21 protein-coding genes are annotated in these 19,105 nt (G+C 47.7%); 12 read left to right on the top strand and 9 right to left on the bottom strand.

What is annotated here, in order from left to right:
- Positions 1 to 7: 7 nt before the first annotated feature.
- Positions 8 to 1,024 carry a tRNA (adenosine(37)-N6)-threonylcarbamoyltransferase complex transferase subunit TsaD gene (gene tsaD / locus BM265_RS13890; RefSeq protein WP_074962445.1) on the top strand — a complete coding sequence of 339 codons (1,017 nt, stop codon included), beginning with the start codon at positions 8 to 10 and terminating at the stop codon, positions 1,022 to 1,024.
- Between the two features lie 59 nt (positions 1,025 to 1,083).
- Here the strand turns inward: tsaD and BM265_RS13895 are convergent, their stop codons facing one another.
- The 5 genes from BM265_RS13895 to nrdD all read right to left on the bottom strand — a co-directional run bounded on the left by BM265_RS13895 (position 1,084) and on the right by nrdD (position 3,812).
- The gene (locus BM265_RS13895; RefSeq protein ID WP_074962447.1) at positions 1,084 to 1,998 is read right to left on the bottom strand and encodes an NAD(P)/FAD-dependent oxidoreductase; all 915 of its coding nucleotides are present in this window, start codon (positions 1,996 to 1,998) and stop codon (positions 1,084 to 1,086) included.
- Between the two features lie 4 nt (positions 1,999 to 2,002).
- Positions 2,003 to 2,311 (bottom strand): thioredoxin, encoded by a 309-nt coding sequence (gene trxA, locus BM265_RS13900; RefSeq protein WP_074829419.1) that lies wholly within the window; start codon positions 2,309 to 2,311, stop codon positions 2,003 to 2,005.
- Positions 2,312 to 2,316: 5 nt separating this feature from the next.
- Positions 2,317 to 2,766: a MarR family winged helix-turn-helix transcriptional regulator gene (locus BM265_RS13905; RefSeq protein WP_074962448.1), complete on the bottom strand. Its 450-nt coding sequence runs from the start codon at positions 2,764 to 2,766 to the stop codon at positions 2,317 to 2,319.
- Entirely contained in the window at positions 2,763 to 3,302 is a 540-nt protein-coding gene (locus BM265_RS13910) for a glutathione peroxidase (RefSeq protein ID WP_074962451.1), read from the bottom strand. The genes BM265_RS13905 and BM265_RS13910 overlap by 4 nt, the downstream gene beginning before the upstream one ends.
- Positions 3,303 to 3,539: 237 nt before the next feature.
- Complete coding sequence (gene nrdD, locus BM265_RS13915; RefSeq protein WP_024858331.1) at positions 3,540 to 3,812, bottom strand: anaerobic ribonucleoside-triphosphate reductase; 273 nt, start codon at positions 3,810 to 3,812, stop codon at positions 3,540 to 3,542.
- A gap of 360 nt (positions 3,813 to 4,172) precedes the next feature.
- Between nrdD and ypeB the strand changes: the two genes are divergently transcribed.
- The 3 genes from ypeB (at position 4,173) to BM265_RS13930 (ending at position 6,476) form a co-directional block, all read left to right on the top strand.
- Positions 4,173 to 5,516 carry a germination protein YpeB gene (gene ypeB / locus BM265_RS13920; RefSeq protein ID WP_242940855.1) on the top strand — a complete coding sequence of 448 codons (1,344 nt, stop codon included), beginning with the start codon at positions 4,173 to 4,175 and terminating at the stop codon, positions 5,514 to 5,516.
- 16 nt (positions 5,517 to 5,532) lie between these two features.
- Positions 5,533 to 6,132, top strand: a complete 600-nt coding sequence (gene rbr / locus BM265_RS13925; protein WP_081358474.1) for a rubrerythrin — start codon at positions 5,533 to 5,535, stop codon at positions 6,130 to 6,132.
- A 134-nt stretch (positions 6,133 to 6,266) separates the two neighbouring features.
- Positions 6,267 to 6,476, top strand: a complete 210-nt coding sequence (locus tag BM265_RS13930; protein WP_024858334.1) for a DUF1858 domain-containing protein — start codon at positions 6,267 to 6,269, stop codon at positions 6,474 to 6,476.
- Between the two features lie 61 nt (positions 6,477 to 6,537).
- Here BM265_RS13930 and BM265_RS13935 read toward each other — a convergent pair whose 3' ends face one another.
- On the bottom strand, positions 6,538 to 9,510 hold the full coding sequence (locus tag BM265_RS13935) for a sensor domain-containing protein (RefSeq protein WP_074962458.1): 2,973 nt from the start codon (positions 9,508 to 9,510) through the stop codon (positions 6,538 to 6,540).
- A gap of 386 nt (positions 9,511 to 9,896) precedes the next feature.
- Here BM265_RS13935 and queD point away from each other — a divergent pair, with 386 nt between their 5' ends.
- From queD to queF, 5 genes are read left to right on the top strand one after another with little or no spacing between them, the layout of a single operon-like run.
- Positions 9,897 to 10,319, top strand: a complete 423-nt coding sequence (gene queD / locus BM265_RS13940; RefSeq protein ID WP_074962461.1) for a 6-carboxytetrahydropterin synthase QueD — start codon at positions 9,897 to 9,899, stop codon at positions 10,317 to 10,319.
- Between the two features lies 1 nt (position 10,320).
- Complete coding sequence (gene queE / locus BM265_RS13945) at positions 10,321 to 10,995, top strand: putative 7-carboxy-7-deazaguanine synthase QueE (protein WP_074962463.1); 675 nt, start codon at positions 10,321 to 10,323, stop codon at positions 10,993 to 10,995.
- 2 nt (positions 10,996 to 10,997) lie between these two features.
- Complete coding sequence (gene folE, locus BM265_RS13950; RefSeq protein WP_177219598.1) at positions 10,998 to 11,558, top strand: GTP cyclohydrolase I; 561 nt, start codon at positions 10,998 to 11,000, stop codon at positions 11,556 to 11,558.
- An 8-nt stretch (positions 11,559 to 11,566) separates the two neighbouring features.
- Positions 11,567 to 12,253 carry a 7-cyano-7-deazaguanine synthase QueC gene (gene queC / locus BM265_RS13955; protein WP_074962466.1) on the top strand — a complete coding sequence of 229 codons (687 nt, stop codon included), beginning with the start codon at positions 11,567 to 11,569 and terminating at the stop codon, positions 12,251 to 12,253.
- A gap of 2 nt (positions 12,254 to 12,255) precedes the next feature.
- The gene (gene queF, locus BM265_RS13960; RefSeq protein WP_037288311.1) at positions 12,256 to 12,753 is read left to right on the top strand and encodes a preQ(1) synthase; all 498 of its coding nucleotides are present in this window, start codon (positions 12,256 to 12,258) and stop codon (positions 12,751 to 12,753) included.
- Positions 12,754 to 12,821: 68 nt separating this feature from the next.
- Here the strand turns inward: queF and BM265_RS13965 are convergent, their stop codons facing one another.
- Together BM265_RS13965 and BM265_RS13970 are read right to left on the bottom strand one after the other, a co-directional pair.
- On the bottom strand, positions 12,822 to 13,163 hold the full coding sequence (locus BM265_RS13965; RefSeq protein ID WP_074962468.1) for a phenylpyruvate tautomerase MIF-related protein: 342 nt from the start codon (positions 13,161 to 13,163) through the stop codon (positions 12,822 to 12,824).
- Between the two features lie 15 nt (positions 13,164 to 13,178).
- On the bottom strand, positions 13,179 to 13,706 hold the full coding sequence (locus BM265_RS13970; protein WP_074962471.1) for a nitroreductase: 528 nt from the start codon (positions 13,704 to 13,706) through the stop codon (positions 13,179 to 13,181).
- A gap of 331 nt (positions 13,707 to 14,037) precedes the next feature.
- Between BM265_RS13970 and BM265_RS13975 the strand changes: the two genes are divergently transcribed.
- The 3 genes from BM265_RS13975 to BM265_RS13985 all read left to right on the top strand — a co-directional run bounded on the left by BM265_RS13975 (position 14,038) and on the right by BM265_RS13985 (position 18,748).
- On the top strand, positions 14,038 to 15,801 hold the full coding sequence (locus BM265_RS13975) for a hypothetical protein (protein WP_074962474.1): 1,764 nt from the start codon (positions 14,038 to 14,040) through the stop codon (positions 15,799 to 15,801).
- A 212-nt stretch (positions 15,802 to 16,013) separates the two neighbouring features.
- Complete coding sequence (locus BM265_RS13980; protein WP_074962477.1) at positions 16,014 to 18,095, top strand: glutamine synthetase III family protein; 2,082 nt, start codon at positions 16,014 to 16,016, stop codon at positions 18,093 to 18,095.
- A 221-nt stretch (positions 18,096 to 18,316) separates the two neighbouring features.
- On the top strand, positions 18,317 to 18,748 hold the full coding sequence (locus BM265_RS13985; protein WP_074962479.1) for a GNAT family N-acetyltransferase: 432 nt from the start codon (positions 18,317 to 18,319) through the stop codon (positions 18,746 to 18,748).
- Positions 18,749 to 18,968: 220 nt separating this feature from the next.
- Here the strand turns inward: BM265_RS13985 and BM265_RS21100 are convergent.
- Positions 18,969 to 19,105: IS3 family transposase (locus BM265_RS21100; RefSeq protein ID WP_143098733.1), on the bottom strand; the 137-nt coding region annotated here is incomplete at its 5' end.

A 19,105-nucleotide genomic window follows, 5' to 3' on the forward strand; every position in this document is an offset into this window, starting at 1 on the left:
GGATAATATGAAGATCTTAGGAATAGAAAGCTCTTGCGACGAAACAGCGATATCCGTTACTGAAAACGGCAGAACTGTGCTTTCAAACATCGTCGCTTCACAGATAGATGAACACAGGCTGTACGGCGGAGTTGTGCCAGAGATAGCTTCCCGCCGCCATGCCGAAAATATCTCATGGGTGGCAAAAGCCGCTCTCGAAGAGGCAAACTGCACTATGGATGACATAGATGCCATAGCAGTTACCTACGCTCCGGGACTGATAGGCGCACTGCTGGTAGGCGTAAGCTTCGCCAAAGGACTTGCAATGAGCACCAAAAAGCCCCTTGTGCCCGTGCATCACATCGCGGGGCACATAGCTTCAAACTACATCTCCCACCCAGATCTTGAACCGCCTTACCTCTGCCTTGTGGCATCGGGCGGACATTCCCACATCGTTGAGGTCAAAGATTATACCCATTACCATGTTGTGGGCAGAACACGCGATGATGCGGCAGGCGAATGTTTCGACAAGGTTGCGAGAACTCTGGGTTACGAATATCCGGGCGGAAAATTCATCGATGCCGCCGCAAAGCTTGGCGACCCCAAAGCCTATGACCTTCCCAAGCCCCGCGTGCAGGGTAGCGAGTACGATCTGAGCTTTTCGGGATTGAAGACCGCGGTGATAAACCTCGTCCACAACGCCGAGCAGAAAGGTGTTCCAGTTGACCGTGAGGGTATGGCGGCTTCTTTTCAGGCGACTGTAGCAAAGGCACTGGTGGATAAGACAATGCTCGCCGCTGAACATCTGGGCTACAAGACCATTGGTCTTGCAGGTGGCGTTTCAGCAAACTCGGGCGTGAGAGAACTTCTGCAAAAAGAGTGCGACAAGCGTGGCTTCAAGGTATATATGCCCGAGCTGAAATACTGCGGTGACAACGGCGCTATGATATCCTGTCAGGGCTATTACGATTACCTTGCAGGCAAGCGTGCAGACGGCTCACTCAACGGCATAGCGACACTTTCGCTTGATGCGATTTCCGAATAAATAACGTAAAAACCAAATCGGAGAAGACCTCTTTTATAAAGGTCTTCCCCGATTTTTTGTTATGCCTTTTTCTCATTGAGGTATTTTACAGCAGCCATAGCCGCAACTGCACCGTCAGCAGCGGCAGTTACAAGCTGACGTACTTCTTTTACGCGGTTGTCCCCTGCGACATATATGCCCTCGGTCTTGGTCAGGCAGTTTTCGCCTGCAACTGCGTAGCCCTTGTCGTCAAGTTCTATCACCGATGAGAAATTCTGATTCTCGGGAACTCTGCCCACTGCCACGAACAGCCCGCTTGCGCTGATATCACGCACACTGCCGTCCTTGGCAGTTATCTCGATGGCTTCAAGAGAGTTTTCACCTTTCAGCGTGGTGATATTGCTGTTCAGAAGTATCTCCACGTTCTCACGTTCTTTCAGTCGCTCGAATTCAGCCTCAGCACCGCGGAAACTGTCCAGTTTGTGTACGAGGTATACCTTCTCAACAACGTCTGCCAGATAAAGCGCATCTTCAAGTGCGACCCTTGTTCCGCCTGCCACAGCAACAGTCTTTCCGCGGAAGAACGCACCGTCACAGGTAGCGCAGTAGCTTACACCCTTGCCGATAAGTTCGTCCTCGCGGGCTACGCCCAGCTTGCGCTTGTCCGAGCCTGTGGCTATGATGACAGTCCCCGCGCGGTAGCTTGCGGTAGGAGTATTCACCTGCTTGTAATCGCCTTTGTCCTCGATACCCACAGCCTTTTCAAACACGAACTCAGCACCCAGTGCCGTTGCTTGTTCATAAAGGCGCATAGCAAAGTCAAAGCCTGAGATATGAGGTGCTGTTGGGTAATTCTCAATGCTGTGAGCGTTGATTATCTGTCCACCGAAGCTTGCGGCTTCAAGGAGAAGAACCGTTTTATTGGCGCGTCTTGCGTATACTGCGGCTGTCATGCCCGCAGGACCTGCGCCTATGATAACTACATCGTAATTCATAGCATCACCTCAGAAGTTCTTCTATAGCGCCCTTTCCGCGGAAACCTATGCTGCGCTTTGTTTCTGCACCGTCCTTGAATGCGATAAGGCATGGGATAGATGATATACCGAACTGAGCGGCAAGAGCGCCCTCATCGTCAACATTTACACTTACTACCTTTATATCATCACGTGCGGCTGCTATCTCTTCCAGCAAGGGTGCCAGCATCTTGCAGGGGCCGCACCAGTCCGCATTGAAATCTACCAGAACGGGCTTATCGGATTTCAGTACCACGTTTTCAAAATCAGCTGTTGTTACCTTTATTACTGCCATAACAGTCACTCCTTTTCAGTGTTTTCAATATTATTAAGAACTTTCATTATCAGCCCGTAGAGAGCTGCGCCCTCTTCGGGGGTCAGACCTATGCAGCATCTCATCTGCTCAGGTACTGACAGCGCCTTGTCTTTAAGCGCCGAACCTTTCTCTGTCAGCACGATGTTCAGGCTGCGCTCATCGGTCTCACTGCGGGTGCGGGAGATATACCCTTTGCTCTCCAGCTTTTTCAGCAGAGGTGTGAGGGTACTGGGGTCAAGCATCAACGTATCGCCTATCTGATGGACGGTACAGCCGTCCTGTTCCCACAGGTACATCATCACCACGTACTGGGTATATGTGAGGTCAAGCTCATCCAGCATTGGGGTATATTTACGCGTTACTTCCTTTGCGCAGAGATAAAGCGGGAAGCAAAGCTGGTTTTTCAGTCTTAAAGCTTCGTATTTATCGCTCATATATATTTCTTGATCTCCTTTTCGAGCTCTTCGGGCTTAGTGGTGGGTGAATATCTGCCAACTACATTTCCTTCGCGGTCAACCAGGAATTTTGTGAAATTCCACTTGATGTCCCCTGCCTTTTTGCAGCTGGTGCTGAGTTTTTCAACGCCCTTCATTATGGTCTTGTTGATAGGACCTGTTACGCTGTCCTCAGCCATCTGTGATTTCAGGAAAGTATACAGAGGCAGTTCATTTTCACCGTTTATCTCGGATTTTGCAAATCTCGGGAACGTGGTGTTATAGGTCAGAGTACAGAACTCATGTATCTCATCATCGCTGCCGGGTGCCTGATGTCCGAACTGGTCGCAGGGGATATCCAGTATCTCAAGACCCTTGTCCTTGTATTCCTCATACAGTTTTTCAAGACCCTTATACTGGGGAGTAAAGCCACAGCCCGTCGCTGTGTTGACTATCAGCAGGACCTTGCCATTAAGCTCGTCCAGACCAAACTCACTGCCATCTTTTCTTTTCAGTACGTTCTCATAAACTGACATATTACGTTCCTCCTTATAGTTTCAAAAGCATTGTATGCGATTTGTTTTTGTACGATTAATTTGTGTACAAACAAAATATACCACACTTTCTCCCGAATGTCAACACCCTTTACAAAATATTTTCATTTTTATTTTTCCCAAAAGGATCAACAATATTCAAAAGCACAGAAAAAAGCCGCCCCGAATTAACGGAACGGCCTCTGACAATAAAAAACAAATTATTAAAATTAAAAGTACTTAGCTAACAACGCCGTGCTTAACTCTGTCTTCAACTTCACTGCGCTTAGCATCATTGAAACGATCGAGAGTGCCGACCAGATAACCTGTGATCCTTCTTATCCTCTGGAAAGGTACAGCAGAGAAATGGTAGTCCACTTCAGCATAATCGCCGTCAAGTGAAATATCTATGGAATCAATAGCCTTACCGGGATAAAGGTCATGAGCTCTGGAAATATATGCCTGCTTCTCTTCTTCGGTAAGCTCACCGTTCTTAACATTTACGTTTATCATGGAACATTCCTCTTTTCTTCATTATGTTGTACTGCGTATATAATCATAGCACAATATGTTGTATTTGTCAAGCGCTTAATCGATTAAATATGCACAATAACGCAGTGTATTTTTTGGCAGAGTTCACGAATGACGGTTCATATTTTTGTATGATACGTAAGTTTATTCGCTTTAATAGCGCGGAGTTTCGGGGGCAGCGGGGCTTTGTTAAAAAATCTACGATTTGAAGATAGGCACATAGTCGGATACCAGATATTGTGTCTGACGGCAGTTGTGTTTGAAAATTGCGGACGCTGTCTTTGAAACGTGCATATTCCGCCTGTTTACAGCCATACTAACCGTAAATCATGTAAAGGACTGATGCTTTTGTCTATCACAAAACGAGGACTTATCAAACTATCATTGATATCATTTGCGGCTGTCACGGCGCTTTCGGTAAAGAACATCATGTTGATGAAACGCGCCGAATCTGCTCAGCGGGCGGTGAACAATTCCTATACTGCTGCCGTTGAAGAGCTGGCGGGAAGCTGTGAGGATATCACCAATGTGCTTGAAAAACAGCTGTATTCGGGCTCGGGTCAGGTACAGCAAGCACTTGCCGCAGACCTCTGCCGTGAAGCTTCTGCCGCAAAATCCGCACTGTCAAGGCTTCCGGTGGGTCAGCTAGACCTTGAAAACACCAATAAATTCCTGTCCCAGGTTGGCAATTATTCGATGTCGCTGTCTAAGAAGCTTCAGAACGGCGAAAAACTCACCGCAGAGGAATACAGCAGTATCTCGAGGCTTTGCAGTTTTTCAAAGCTGCTGAGTGACAGGCTTTGGGAGCTTGAGGGCGAAGTCGCCTGCGGAGAACTGTGCTTTGAGCGGGCTGAGGGCTTTATGGCAGACGAAGAGCCGCCCCATGTCACCGAGGGCTTCACCGATTTTGAGAGCAGTTTTGACGATTATCCCAAGCTGATATACGACGGACCGTTCTCCGACAATATCCTGGAACAAACTCCGCGCATGACCGAAAATGCCGAAGAAGTGAGCAGGGAATACTGCCTGCAAAGGGCGGCAATGGCGCTGGATATCAACCTTTCCGACTTAACTCAAAGCTCGGAAGTAAAAGGAAAAATGCCTGCTTGGCGATTTTCTGACAACGATGGCGGAGTGTTCTGCGAGGTGACGAAAAACGGCGGTTATATCTCGTATTTTCTGAATATGCGCAATGTTGACGCTTCGAAGATCGCTAAAGATACAGCTGTTGAGAAAGCAGAAGAATATCTCGACCATCTTGGGATACTATCCATGGAGATGACCTACTACGAGATTCAGAATAACGTGATGACGGTGAATTTCTGCTACAGCGACCTCGGCAAGCGTATATATCCCGACCTTGTGAAAGTCTCGGTTGCGATGGATAACGGCGATATACTTGGCTATGATGCCCGCGGATTCCTGACGAACCACCACAAGCGGGAATACAATGACAAGCTGTGCTCGGTGCTGCGGGCAAAAGAGGAAGTTTCACCGAAACTCAGCGTTATCAGCAGCCGCACAGCGGTGATACCCACCGACGGCGGCGGAGAAGTTCTCTGCTACGAATACACCTGTCGTGCCGGAAACGGACGTAAGGTGCTGGTGTATATCAACGCTGTCACGGCAAAGGAGGAGCAGGTGCTTCTTCTTGAAGAAAACGAAAACGGCACACTGACCATCTGATGAAAGGGGAATGATTATGGATATGGCAAATTCAAAAACCAAGGAAAATCTCATGAGGGCGTTTGCGGGTGAAAGTCAGGCGCGTAACAGGTACACCTTCGTCCAGAGGAAATTCACTTCTCAGGACTACGCAGTTTCGGAGCTTTTCCGCTTTACTGCCGAGCAGGAGAGAGCACACGCGCAGGTGTTTTATGAGTATTTAAAGGAGTTCTCGGGACAGCAGATAAAGGTCTGCGGTGACTACCCTGTTGATATCAGCGATGACCTTCTTACTATGCTTGAAATGTCTGCTAATGACGAGCGCCATGAATCGAATGATATCTATCCAGAATTCGCCCGCACAGCCCGTGAGGAGGGTTTTGCCGATATCGCCCGTAGCTTTGAGAACATCGCAAAGATAGAAAATGCCCACGCCGAAAGGTTTTCTGCATTCGCTGACCTTATCCGCCGCGGACAGCTTTACAGCTCTGACAATGAGGAAGTATGGGTGTGCATGAACTGCGGTTTTATAATGACAAGCACTCAGCCGCCTGAACAATGCCCCGTATGTAGTGTGCCACAGGGCTATTATATCCGCCTGTGCATGACGGAATGGGGCATGGACAGCAGCATCTGAATCCCACCCGAAACGCAGCTGTTATGAACAAACTCTAAAGTATACCGAAATAATCCAATTTTTATCTCGGGGCATCTTTACTTTTCCGGAAATATATGTTATAATATATCAAAACCCAAAAGGAGGAATTCATAATGGCATATTCAGTAACTAAGGATACGGTTATCGGCGATATCCTCGATACAGATTTTGACGTTGCTCCCCTGTTTCTTGAAATAGGTATGCATTGTCTGGGCTGCCCCGCTTCAAGAGGCGAGACCATCGAGGAGGCTTGTGCTGTTCACGGCACAGATGCTGATGCTCTGGTAGAGAAGCTCAACGCTCATTTTGCAGCAAAGGCTTGATATCGAAAACAAAACGGCTGCGGCGGATATACCGTCACAGCCGTTTTTTATTTTGTCAGCATCATGTCGTAGCTGCCTTTTTTACTCCGAGAACCAGCTTTTTGCCATCCTCTTCACGTATCATCGTCGCCCTAGCAACCACTGACATCGGTCCGTCGGGGGTGGTTATACTGTACTTTATCGTGAAGCTGCCGTCCTTTTCAACACAGTTCATCACGTTCTCTTTAGTGAACTGACTTCTGAATCTCTCGCAGTCTTCCTCGCTGTAAATGACCTTATGGCAGGTATCTCTGCCCGCCTTGAAGAAATCCTTGCCGCGTTTTTTAAGACCGTAGTCCTTGTACATATTAGTGGCGCTGTACTCTACATAATCCTCTGTCACCGGGTCGATGGTATACAGGCATATATAGTCGCCCGAAAGCGCCATCATGCGGGAGAATACAGCCTCATTGCGGCGTATCTGCTCCAGCATCTGGTTCTGTTTCATCTGCTGATCCACATTTCGTGTACCGATTATGATATGGTCAGGATCATGCTGCATACGCATAACTTTCAGGCTCATGTAAACGAGCTCGCGATCTGACATCTGCCTGTAGTTTATGGTGAAAGTTCCCTGCTCGTCCAGCTTTTTCAGAACGTTCTCCTTGGTGAACACTGCTATGAAATTATCTGCATCTTCACTGTACAGTATCTTCACGGCATCAGCGCGGCTGGCGGCAAAGAAATCCTTGCCGTGTCTTTCAAGTGCAAGTTCGTCCTCGCCTCGTTTTGAGCTGTATTCCACGAACTCATCATTTCTGAGATCAACATAGTAAAGGCTGGTAAAATCCGCTGCCAGCGCCCTTGCGATGTTTTCATAAGTAGTACCATTGCTGTTGTCCCTTACCGAAAGCACAGCCACTGCGACCGCGTATGTACCGTTGGGATTCACCGCTATCCTGCGCATACATGAATGAACAGTCACACTGCCCATCTGCTCATCTACCATGAAAGTATTCCTGTCATTGCGGCAATTAAGCAGAGCTTTCAGGAAAGGCGATCTTTCATCAAGGGTGGTCTCACCGTAGTTGAAAGCATTATCACTTATCTGCATACCAAAATTTCTGTGCATGAACTCTCTGTACGAACTGTTTGAACGTGTAAAGCGCACAAGACCGTTTCCTTTAACCTCTATGACTGCCATGGGCATAGAATCAAAGTACTTATCCAGACTGACATTATCGTCCTGTGCCACCGAGGATATATCATGAAGGCTCAGCCTGCCCACGATATCGTAATACTGGGACTGTTCGGGTTCTTCAAAACCGATCTGTATGCCCAGAGCGTATTTTTCCAGTATCTTCTCAACGGGTATAGGCTTCTGGTAATAATATCCCTGAAGCTTCGCACAGCCTGCCTCCAGCAGGAACTTTGCCTGCTCCTCTGTTTCAACGCCTTCACAGACTGTATCCAGACCAAGGGCGTTTGCCATTCTCAGCAGCTCTGTCAGCATTATCTTGGACTTGGGTCCGTTGTTGAACTGCTGCATGAATCTCATATCGAATTTAAGCAAGTCGAAGGGCATACTCTGCAGCATATCCAGCGAGGAATAACCGCTGCCGAAGTCGTCCATCCATACCCTGAAACCAAGGGCACGGAAGCGCTCCACCTGCTTTTTCATAAAATCAAAATCATCACCCAGTACGCTCTCGGTTATCTCTATCGTCAGCATACTGTGATCTATACCTGCATTATCAACACGGCGGCATATCTCACTTACGATATCACAGCTGTCGAAATCAGAGCGAGAAAGGTTTACGGACTGGGGCATAAGGTTCAGTCCTGCACCCGAAAGAGTTTTTATCTTCTGTAAAACGCACTCGACCACAAAAAGATCCAGCTTGTATATCAGCCTATGATCCTCCAGCACGGGTATAAAATCGCCCGGGGACATAAAGCCCATTACAGGGTCTATCCATCTTGCCAGAGCTTCTTCATCGCATACCCTGCCGTTAACGGCACGGACTATGGGCTGATAGTACACCTTTATCCAGCGCTCCTCTATTGCCTTATCCAGATTTGCGATGATGTACTGCTGTCTTTCCTCGGCATCCTTCATCTTCATATCATAATAGCTGAATTCGGAGGAATAAAGATTTTTAAGGGTATCACAGGCAAACTTAGCCCTGTCGCAGGCCATACTTGCAACTATGCCATCGAACCAGTGCATATATATGCCTACGTGTATTGGCAGTGTCTGCACATCTTCCATGGCGGTGCATTCCTCAAACAGAGATTTGAGCTCCATCTCAATGCCATCGGCTTTTGTTATAACAGCAAAATGATCCTGACCCAGACGGCTGGCGTTCTCGTTGCCGAAATGCTTTGCCAGCACTCTTGAAAAAGCCTGCAGTAGCTTGTCGCCCTCAGCAAAACCGAACTTGTGGTTGTAATACTTCATTCCGCTGAAATCCATGTACAGCATAGCGGGAGTACCGCCCTCACGTTCGATAACTTTTCTTTTATATGTAGCAAGCTCAAAGAAATATGTCATGCCTGGCAGACCTGTAAGATGATCGTAGTAGCTTGCTTTGAGCATACTATCTTCATAAAGGGATGTTTTCATATTATTGCCGATAAAAATAGCATTCGCATCGTCACCGGTACAGTTGCCCTCATAGGTATACCACACCTGCGCAAGGCGCTCTCCCGTAGCCGTTTGTATGTGCTTTGCCTGGGCGTGTATGATATTGTAACTCTCGCCGTCTTTTGCCTTTGAACGGTATACTACATCATATCCGGCATCGTCAGTGGTAGCAAATCTGTAAGCCGCATCAGCGATACGCCCTGCATCATCGGGATGAGTATCCCTGTACATATCGTTATCCGCATTATAGTAAGCCTTTTCAGGATCCTCATAGCCGAAAAGGTCGCAAAAGCCCTTTGAGAGTATAAGCGTGACCACACGTTTATCTATAAACTGGTATATTGCAAAGGGGATATCGGCTTTTTCCATCAAAGCACGTTCATTATCCGTAAAGCGATATCTCTCCATTACATCTCACCTCTCTGTCATCTGTTGCCAAAATCGTGACATTATATAAATTTTGTCACACTTCATAGAAGCTGTTTATTATATTATAACAGACATTACATTGTATGTCAATGATTTTGATAAAATTAATAAATGTAACTTAATATTTTGTTCAAATTTTTCAAGTGATGCAATATACGTAAAATTTCCGTTAAATGCCTTGACTTTGGGGAATAATGGTGTTATAATGTATCCCGACAGTTCGCTTGCGCCATCCTGTCATATGCCTGTGACGGCATAAAAACAAAACCAGGGCACATAATGGTATTCGCTTGGGTCTTATGGCTCATGCTGATATTCTGTGCGCCTGCATTTTTTGCGGACGCATTATTTTTTTGGAGGATAAAATGTATCATCTCAAAACTGAAGCACATTTTGACAGCGCACATTTTCTTGCAGGATACAACGGAAAATGCGCTAATATACACGGTCACTGTTGGAAGATCGAAGCAGAGATATCCGGCAGCGAGTTACAGCAGAACGGCGAAAAGCGAGGAATGCTGATAGATTTCGGCGACCTCAAAAAGGCTGTGCGCGGGCTGGCTGATTCTTTCGACCATACGCTTATATATGAAAAAGGCAGTTTCAAAGCAGCTACCCTTGCAGCACTTTCAGATGAGGGCTTCTCCCTTACCGAGGTGGATTTCCGTCCTACTGCCGAAAATCTGGCGAAGCATTTTTACGATCTGCTGACAGCACAGGGATTCCCGGTCAGCAGGATAACGGTTTATGAAACTCACGAAAACTGTGCATATTACGAGGGTGAATGACATGGGTACATTCAAGCTTGTGGAAAGCTTCGTAAGCATAAACGGCGAGGGCAGGTTCGCAGGTGAACTGGCGCTGTTCATGAGATTCGCGGGCTGTAATCTTCAGTGCGACTGGTGCGATACCAAATGGGCTAACAGTGCAGATGTGGCATATACCGAAAAGACTGTAAGTCAGCTGGCGGATATTGCAAAGTCTGCGGCAGAGGAATACGGTCTGCATCGAGTGACCCTCACAGGTGGCGAACCTCTTTTGCAGAAAGATATCGCAGAGCTGATAAATGCGCTGAACGATATCGGTATAGATGTTGAGATAGAAACAAACGGCTCGGTGCCAATAGTGCCAGTGGCTGAAAAAAGCGGGGTGCGTCCCGAGTTCACCATGGATTACAAACTGCCTTCCAGCGGAATGGAGAGCCGTATGTGCCTAGAGAATCTTCCTCAGCTGAAAGACAGCGACACGCTGAAATTTGTGTGTGCATCACGAGAAGACCTTGAACGGGCGGCAGAGGTACTTGAAGAGTACAAACCTGTATGCAAGGTGTATCTCAGCCCTGTTTTCGGGCGGATAGAGCCTAAGGACATGGTAGAGTTCATGAAAGAAAAGAAGCTGGGCAGGGTCAATCTGCAATTACAGCTTCATAAGTTTATATGGGATCCGAATGAGAGAGGGGTCTGAAAATGGATAAGGAAAAGATAATGTTTCACATAAAGGGCTTGCTTGAAGCCATAGGCGAAGACCCCGAAAGAGAGGGTCTTAAAGATACTCCTGCCCGCGTAGCTAATATGCTTTCGGAAGTGCTGGAGGGTACTGCCTATACAAACCACGATATAGCTGAGATGTTCGGCAAGACCTTTACTGCTGAGGATATCGGCGCTGAGGAAGCCATCATCATGAAAGACATCACCGTGTTCAGCTACTGCGAACACCACATGGCGCTGATGTACGATATGACCGTGAATGTAAGCTATATTCCCCGCGGAAAGGTGCTGGGGCTCAGCAAGATAGCACGTATCTGCGAAATGGCGGCTAAGCGCCTGCAGTTGCAGGAAAGGCTTGGCAGGGATATTGCAGAGATAATCTCCGAGGCGGCAGGCACTCCCGATGTGGGTGTCAAGATAACAGGCTGCCACAGCTGCATGACGGCAAGGGGCATTAAAAATGCCTCATCACATACCGAGACACGCACGTATCTCGGCGCATTCAAAACTGACAGCGACCTTAAAAGATCACTTGACTGAGGTGCGATATGAAAGCATTGGTATTATTGAGCGGCGGACTTGACAGCGCCACCTGTCTTGCTCTCGCCATAAAAAAACACGGCAAAGAAAACGTCAGGGCACTTTCTGTATTCTACGGACAGAAGCACGACAAGGAGATCAAGGCGGCAAAGGACGTTGCGGCATATTACGGTGTAACGCTGAAAACTCTCGACCTTGCGCTTATCTTCGCGGATTCTGATTGCTCACTGCTGACAAATTCGGATAAGGAGATACCCCACGAAAGCTACGCTGAACAGCTGACCCACACCGATGGCAAGCCTGTTTCCACCTATGTGCCTTTCCGCAACGGACTTTTCCTTGCTTCGGCGGCAAGCATAGCAATATCCCTTGACTGCGGGGTCATCTACTACGGCGCACACGCCGATGATGCGGCAGGCAACGCATATCCCGACTGCTCGCAGGATTTCAATGACGCAATAAACAGGGCGATAACTCTGGGCAGCGGCGAACAGGTGCATATCGAAGCTCCCTTTGTAGGTCTTACAAAGGCGGACGTTGTGAAGATGGGCACTGAGCTGGGTGTGCCTTATGAACTTACATGGAGCTGCTACGAGGGCGGAGAAAAGCCCTGCGGAAAGTGCGGCACCTGCATCGACAGAACAGCGGCTTTTGAGGCTAACGGACTTACAGACCCTCTGCTGAAAGGAGAATGAACATGGCAGGCAGAACAGAAAACGAAAGAGGCAGTATATCTCTGCTTGGTAACAACAACACAAAGTACAGTGCGGACTACGCTCCCGAGGTACTGGAAACTTTCCCCAACAAGCACCCCGACCGCGATTATTTCGTGAAGTTCAACTGCCCCGAATTCACAAGCCTTTGCCCCATAACGGGTCAGCCTGATTTCGCGACTATTTATATTTCCTACATTCCCGCTGAGAGAATGGTGGAGAGCAAATCGCTGAAGCTGTATCTGTTCAGCTTCCGCAACCACGGCGATTTCCACGAGGACTGTGTGAACATCATCATGAATGACCTCATCAAGCTGATGGAACCCAAGTACATCGAGGTATGGGGAAAATTCCTGCCCCGCGGCGGAATTTCCATCGACCCTTACTGCAACTACGGCATAAAGGGTACTAAGTGGGAAGAACTTGCATGGCAGAGACTTGCACAGCACGATATGTATCCCGAGCTTGTAAACAACAGGTAGTCTTACAAAAATATCACCCCCGCGTTCTGATCCCAGAACACGGGGGTGTTGTATTTACCTGTGAAATATCAGAAGTTAGCGCCGTTCCAGCCCCAGTCGGGGGTATCGGTGTAGCTTACATATATACGCGAGGGGCTTATGCCCAGCTCGTCGCCGATTATCTCGGATATCTTGCCTGTTAGCTTGTTCTTTGCAGACCTGTCAGCAGTACCGTATATGCTTACCTGTACCATAGCGGCAGGGTCCGAAGTACCCTTGAACCACAGCTTGTACTCAGGCTCGATACCTACCATGAGCCAGTTTTCGGACTTGCCGGGGATAGCGGTTATCGCCTGACCCATAGCTGTTTTGATGCTGTCTTCCTTTTCAGCTGAAACCGCTGCGTTGGTTTTGATGTTGATGAAAGGCATATTAAAGACCTCCTATTATTTAATATAGTATATATAGTTTTCCTTGCGGGGCTTTTCTGCGGGGTAGTCACCCTTGATATGACCTACAACACAGTGGCCGATGCCCTCGTAATCACCCGTGATGCCCAGCTTTGCCAGCAGTGCCTTGCCCTCTTCGGATTCAAATTCCTCCTTAGCACGGTGTATCCAGCAGCTGCCCAGACCAACATCGTGGGCTGCCAGCATGAGATTTCCCATAACAAGACTGCCATCGTAGATATAGGTGCTTGCACTCTTGTCGGCGAGAACTATTATAACAGCGGGTGCGCCGTAGAAGGGATCAAAACTCTCGTCCTTGCCCATAATGCGGGCATTCATTGCTGAAAGCTCATCGCGCACCTTTTTATCGGTCACACAGATCATTATCGGGGACTGCCTGTTCATACCCGTAGCAGCAAAAGTGCCTGCTTTCAGGATAGTTTCCAGCTGTTCCTCAGTGGGCATTTCATAAGTGAAAGCCCTTACGCTTCTTCTGGAGATTATCTTGTCCATTACTTCGCTCATGTTACTGCCTCCTTTTAGTCTAAAGGTTTACCTATATATTATATCACTTTTATGGGGTTTTCATCTATCGGCTGAATGTACGAAATACGAGGTCGTTATTTGTGTAAAAAAACGGCAGAGGGACAACACAATCTTGCGAAGAATTCCAAAAGCTCTCTCCCTTGGCAGTTACTGCTACTTTCATCGCGCTCTCTCGGATTTCACCTATTTTACATTGACACCGGAAGCAAAATGTGGTATCATACAAATAACGATGAGGGGATGGCACCCATAATAAAAAACGGACATCGTACAACAGAAAAAGGTTTGAGTTACAAAGGGGAGGACACCCATGACAAAAAACATTATTGTAACGGACGAAAACGGCAAAGTGATCGGCACCACCTACCCTAAAAGGGCGGCGGGGCTTGTAAAGAACGGTCGGGCAGAGTATGTCAGCGACTGTGAGATAAGACTGATATCTGCTCACGCTCCGACCGCAGAGATAAACACGGAGGAACAACAGATGAGCAAGATAATAGAATTTGATGCGAGAAAATTCGCGTTTGACAAAAGCTGCCGCTCCAATTCGGGGCTGCGCACATTTATAACCCTTTCACTCGGCACTGCCGAGGTATGGGAGATAGGCGACCATGACAGACACAGGTCGCAGATAATAAGCAGAATGAAACTGCAAAAGTTCACCGACTATACATTCAGATTTGCTATGGTTGGCGGACATAACGAGGACGGCGACGAAGTTTCGCTGGTGAATATTTTCCCCGAAAACAGATGGGACGACAGGCTGACTTTCGCCCTGGATAAGAACCGCTATGAGCCTGTTATCAGCAAGCGCGACAAGACAGGTCTTTTGAGAGTATTCGAGCTGCCTTTCAACTCCGAAAACGCCGAGGACTGGTGCATCGTCATCACTCAGGAGAAAGCACCTGCAAAGTTCACTGCACCTCTGCCCATTGAAGCCTATGCAGGGCTTGAAAATATGACATATCAGCAGTGGATCAATGAGAACGGCAAAAAGCGCGGGTTCTTCAGCCGTGATAATTCAAGCAAGGACAGTGGATTTATCTTTCGCGATCCCTTCGCAGGCGGAAGTCCTTTCAGAAAGCTGATAGATATGGCTAAGCAGGGCGCTGACGTTGACAACATCATCGAAAAAGCAAGAAAAGGTTTCGACCTTGAAAGTCTTATTGAACAGGTAAAGCAGGGCATCGACCCCAACGGTGATCTGTTCGGCGGTGATAAGAGCGCTCCTGATTATGTGGATAACGGCAGTGATAATGCAGGCGGTTTCACAACCGGTTCTGACGGCATGAACATCAACTGCACAGCCCTTGATATCAACGAGAGCGAGTTTGCTGAAAAGCTTTTGCAGATAGGCAGCGGATGCACTTTCAGAATGAACGAGGTAACTATCCGTCCCTGCGATGACCGCAGCTGCATGATGATAGGCAGTCCCACAGCGGGCAGCACACTTTCTTTTGAGAACATGACCATGACGGCTTATGCCCTCTCGATGGTGATGGCAAAGGTGGGCAGCGGCTGCAGCGTGACTTTCACAAATGTGAAGATAACTGCTGACGGCGTTGATTCCATGATCGATGCTGATAACGACGCAGGCAGGATAAAGTTCGTGCTGAACGATGTTACCCTGCCCAAGCAGGCGCTCGACCTTATCTATTCCAAGATAAAAACAGGCAGCACCATAACTGCAAACAACATTTCTTCCACATTTACAGCACCCGCGGGAGAGCAGGAAAAGCCTGCGGCTGAAAACACGGCAAAGGCAGAAAAAACTGTTAAGACCGAGAAAACTGCAAAGCCTGAAAAAGAAGAATCCCGCGGCGGATATTTTTTCAAGGATATGCTGAAAAGCACCTTTGAAAACGCAGCTGAAAGCTTCAATTCTTTCGGCGAGATCATGCGCAAGGCAGAGAATAACATCACGAATGCCATCGATGATTTTGTGAATGATAAGCCCGAAACACCCAAAGCTGAGGAAACTTCAAAGCCCGCTGAGACAAAGACTGAGCCTTCAGAAGCTCCCGAAGAAAAGGAAGCGGCTGAGACGGATACTGATGGCGGCGAAGAAGAGTAATAACCAACTGACATCACGCGGTATCCGCTGGATTGATTTGAGCCGATTGCACCAAATAAATACCATAAAATTCCGACCTTTTGTCCTTTTGGCTGAAAATCAAAAAACCTCTTGACAAATTAAGGATATCGGTGTATACTCATATTTGTTAACAGCAATGGCGCTGTGGACGCTTAGTCCGCAGCGCTTTTTATTATTCTGGAGGGATAATTATGATAAGCGTACCCGAGATATTTGGCTCAGATGTATTTAATGAGTCTGTAATGAGAGAAAAACTGCCCAAGGCAACTTACAAAGCACTGAAAAAGACTATGGATTACGGCGATCCGCTGGCACCCGATGTTGCGAACATCGTTGCAAATGCCATGAAGGATTGGGCAGTTGAAAAGGGCTGCACACATTACACTCACTGGTTCCAGCCTATGACCGGACTTACTGCTGAAAAGCTGGACAGCTTCATCACACCTGCTGAGGGCGGTCATGTTATTATGGAATTCTCGGGCAAGGAGCTGGTAAAGGGCGAGCCTGATGCTTCCTCATTCCCCTCCGGCGGACTGAGAGCTACTTTTGAAGCAAGAGGCTATACCGCATGGGATCCTACTTCCTATGCTTTCATAAAGGAAAAGACCCTCTGCATCCCCACAGCTTTCTGCTCTTACAACGGTGAGGCACTGGATAAGAAAACTCCCCTGCTGAGATCTATGGAAGCTATCAACAAGTCTGCACTGAGAGTTCTGAAGCTCTTCGGTTCTGACGCTACAAGAGTTATCTCCAACGTAGGTCCCGAGCAGGAATACTTCCTTGTTGACAGAGAGATGTATTCTCACAGAAAGGACATGATCTTCACAGGCAGAACTCTCTTCGGCGCACCCGCACCCAAGGGTCAGGAGCTTGAAGATCACTACTTTGGTACTATCAAGACAAGAGTTGCCGCTTATATGAAGGATCTGGACGAACAGCTCTGGAGACTGGGTATCCATGCCAAGACCAAGCACAACGAGGTCGCTCCCGCACAGCACGAGCTGGCTCCCATCTACGGCACTACAAATATCGCTACCGACCACAATCAGCTGACCATGGAGATCATGAAGCGTACTGCAAGAAAGCACGGCTTCAAGTGCCTGCTCCACGAAAAGCCTTTTGCAGGCATCAACGGTTCGGGCAAGCACAACAACTGGTCGCTTTCAACAAATACAGGCATCAATCTTCTTGAACCCGGCAAGACCCCTGCCGAGAATGCTCAGTTCCTGCTGTTCCTGACTGCTGTTATCAAGGCAGTGTTTGATTATCAGGACGTACTCAGAGCCTGCGTAGCTACTGCGGGCAACGATCACAGACTGGGCGCTAACGAAGCTCCTCCCGCTATCATTTCCATATTCCTCGGCGATGAGCTGACAGGCGTTCTGGATTCCATTGTTAACGGCTACAAGTACGAGGGCGAGCACGTTGAGATGGAGATCGGCGTTGACGTTCTTCCTCACTTTGCTAAGGATACTACCGACAGAAACAGAACTTCTCCTTTTGCTTTCACAGGCAACAAGTTCGAGTTCAGAAGCCCCGGTTCAAGACTTTCCTGCGCAGGTCCCAACACCGTGCTCAACACCATCGTTGCAAAGGTACTGGACGATTTCGCAGATGTTCTTGAAAAGGCTGATAATTTCCAGGATGCACTGGACGACCTCATCAAGAACACAATCAAGGAAAGCAAGAACATCATCTTCAACGGCGACGGCTATTCTGTTGACTGGGTAGCTGAGGCTGAGAAGAGAGGTCTGCTGAACCTGAAGAGCACACCCGAGGCTATACCCACATATCTCGCACCCAAGAACGTTGAGCTGTTCTCGAAGTACAATGTTTACAGCGAGACCGAGCTGAAGTCAAGAGTTGAGATACTGCTGGACGAATACTGCAAGACCATCAACATCGAAGCTCTGACCATGATAGATATGGCTAAGAAGGATATCCTGCCTGCTGTTGCTACCTACATCAAGGAGCTGGCACAGACTTCCGCACTGGCTAAGGACTGCGGCGCAGATACCTCTTTCGAGGACGACCTTGTAAAGAGACTTTCCGCACTGGCTTCACAGACCTACCGCAGACTTTCCGCACTGGAAGAAGCAGAGATCAAGGCAAAGGATATCGACGATGTTGAAGCACTTGCTAACTACTATCACGATACCGTATTCGTTGCTATGGGCGAGCTGAGAGCTTCCGCTGACGAGATAGAAACTCTGGTAGGCGAGAAGTACTGGCCTTATCCCACATACGGTCAGCTGCTGTTCTACGTTAAGTAATAGATAGACTGTAATAAAGAGTGTGTGAGATAGCGTTTCTCACGCACTCTTTTTATAATATAGGACACCGCCTCATACGATGATATTGTTTATTGAGCGGTGATCTTCTCCATATCCGCAGGCGGGGCAGGATAAGGCAGTCTTTTTACGATCGATTTGACAGAGCAAAAATCGTGTGCTATAATCGTTATTAAGATAGATTGGAATTTGTGAGGCTATTAATGAACGTAATGTTATATGATGATAAAGACTGGATCCTTTCAAAAGAGGCATTCTTGATTTATGCTTCGTGTATGTACCATCCGACATATGAGGACTTCAAAAAACAAATGGAAGATTTGTTAAACGCCCCATTTGTGAGTGTATATGTATGCGAGAATCAAGGTGTGAAAACAGGAATGATTATTCTGAAACTATCAGATGCTGTAGCGGAAATCATTGGAATAGCTGTATCTGAAAAAGACCGTCGTAAAGGAATCGGCAGCAATATGCTCCAATATATAATGGAATCAGAGGATTTGGAAAGGATAGAAGCACAAACGGACGATGATTCGATCGGATTCTACCGTAAGTGTGGCTTTGCCGAGGAAAGAATCGTAGTTGAATATCCTGATGGAGTTGCTGTCCGATACAATTGTGTACTAAGCAAATAGACAAATTATGATTTATCATAATGCCCCTGAGCGCCTTTCTGACCCGCCCCCTGTCAAGTAGACAGCGCAAAAAACAAAAATAATCTATGTAGTAACCAAAAGCAGTCTGTGCAATTTGTGCAGGCTGCTTTGTCGTTGGCAGCAATTGGCAAGCACCTTTTGGAGTGAGGAGCGGAGCGACGAACGGAGAAAGGTGCTTGCCGCGGCACCCGCCGATCGGTCACGCAGCATACGCTTCATGGTATTCCATAGGTGTCATGCTGCTCAATTTAATCTGGTACCGACCAGTATTGTAGTATCTGATGTATTCTTCAATCGCTGCGACCAGACAAGCTTTATCCGTAAACTTGCGAAGAT

It is taken from the genome of Hominimerdicola alba, assembly GCF_900112155.1.
GTDB classification, from domain to species: Bacteria; Bacillota; Clostridia; order Oscillospirales; family Ruminococcaceae; genus Hominimerdicola; species Hominimerdicola alba_D.

Coding starts and splice junctions, on each gene's coding strand:
- queD (WP_074962461.1), top strand. CDS start 9,897: ATGTATCATCTCAAAACTGAAGCACATTTTGACAGCGCACATTTTCTT.
- BM265_RS13910 (WP_074962451.1), bottom strand. CDS start 3,302: ATGTCAGTTTATGAGAACGTACTGAAAAGAAAAGATGGCAGTGAGTTT.
- BM265_RS13930 (WP_024858334.1), top strand. CDS start 6,267: ATGGCATATTCAGTAACTAAGGATACGGTTATCGGCGATATCCTCGAT.
- folE (WP_177219598.1), top strand. CDS start 10,998: ATGGATAAGGAAAAGATAATGTTTCACATAAAGGGCTTGCTTGAAGCC.
- queF (WP_037288311.1), top strand. CDS start 12,256: ATGGCAGGCAGAACAGAAAACGAAAGAGGCAGTATATCTCTGCTTGGT.
- trxA (WP_074829419.1), bottom strand. CDS start 2,311: ATGGCAGTAATAAAGGTAACAACAGCTGATTTTGAAAACGTGGTACTG.
- BM265_RS13985 (WP_074962479.1), top strand. CDS start 18,317: ATGAACGTAATGTTATATGATGATAAAGACTGGATCCTTTCAAAAGAG.
- ypeB (WP_242940855.1), top strand. CDS start 4,173: ATGCTTTTGTCTATCACAAAACGAGGACTTATCAAACTATCATTGATA.
- BM265_RS13895 (WP_074962447.1), bottom strand. CDS start 1,998: ATGAATTACGATGTAGTTATCATAGGCGCAGGTCCTGCGGGCATGACA.
- BM265_RS13975 (WP_074962474.1), top strand. CDS start 14,038: ATGACAAAAAACATTATTGTAACGGACGAAAACGGCAAAGTGATCGGC.
- BM265_RS13980 (WP_074962477.1), top strand. CDS start 16,014: ATGATAAGCGTACCCGAGATATTTGGCTCAGATGTATTTAATGAGTCT.
- BM265_RS13935 (WP_074962458.1), bottom strand. CDS start 9,510: ATGGAGAGATATCGCTTTACGGATAATGAACGTGCTTTGATGGAAAAA.
- queC (WP_074962466.1), top strand. CDS start 11,567: ATGAAAGCATTGGTATTATTGAGCGGCGGACTTGACAGCGCCACCTGT.
- queE (WP_074962463.1), top strand. CDS start 10,321: ATGGGTACATTCAAGCTTGTGGAAAGCTTCGTAAGCATAAACGGCGAG.
- BM265_RS13965 (WP_074962468.1), bottom strand. CDS start 13,163: ATGCCTTTCATCAACATCAAAACCAACGCAGCGGTTTCAGCTGAAAAG.
- tsaD (WP_074962445.1), top strand. CDS start 8: ATGAAGATCTTAGGAATAGAAAGCTCTTGCGACGAAACAGCGATATCC.
- BM265_RS13970 (WP_074962471.1), bottom strand. CDS start 13,706: ATGAGCGAAGTAATGGACAAGATAATCTCCAGAAGAAGCGTAAGGGCT.
- BM265_RS13905 (WP_074962448.1), bottom strand. CDS start 2,766: ATGAGCGATAAATACGAAGCTTTAAGACTGAAAAACCAGCTTTGCTTC.
- rbr (WP_081358474.1), top strand. CDS start 5,533: ATGGATATGGCAAATTCAAAAACCAAGGAAAATCTCATGAGGGCGTTT.
- nrdD (WP_024858331.1), bottom strand. CDS start 3,812: ATGATAAACGTAAATGTTAAGAACGGTGAGCTTACCGAAGAAGAGAAG.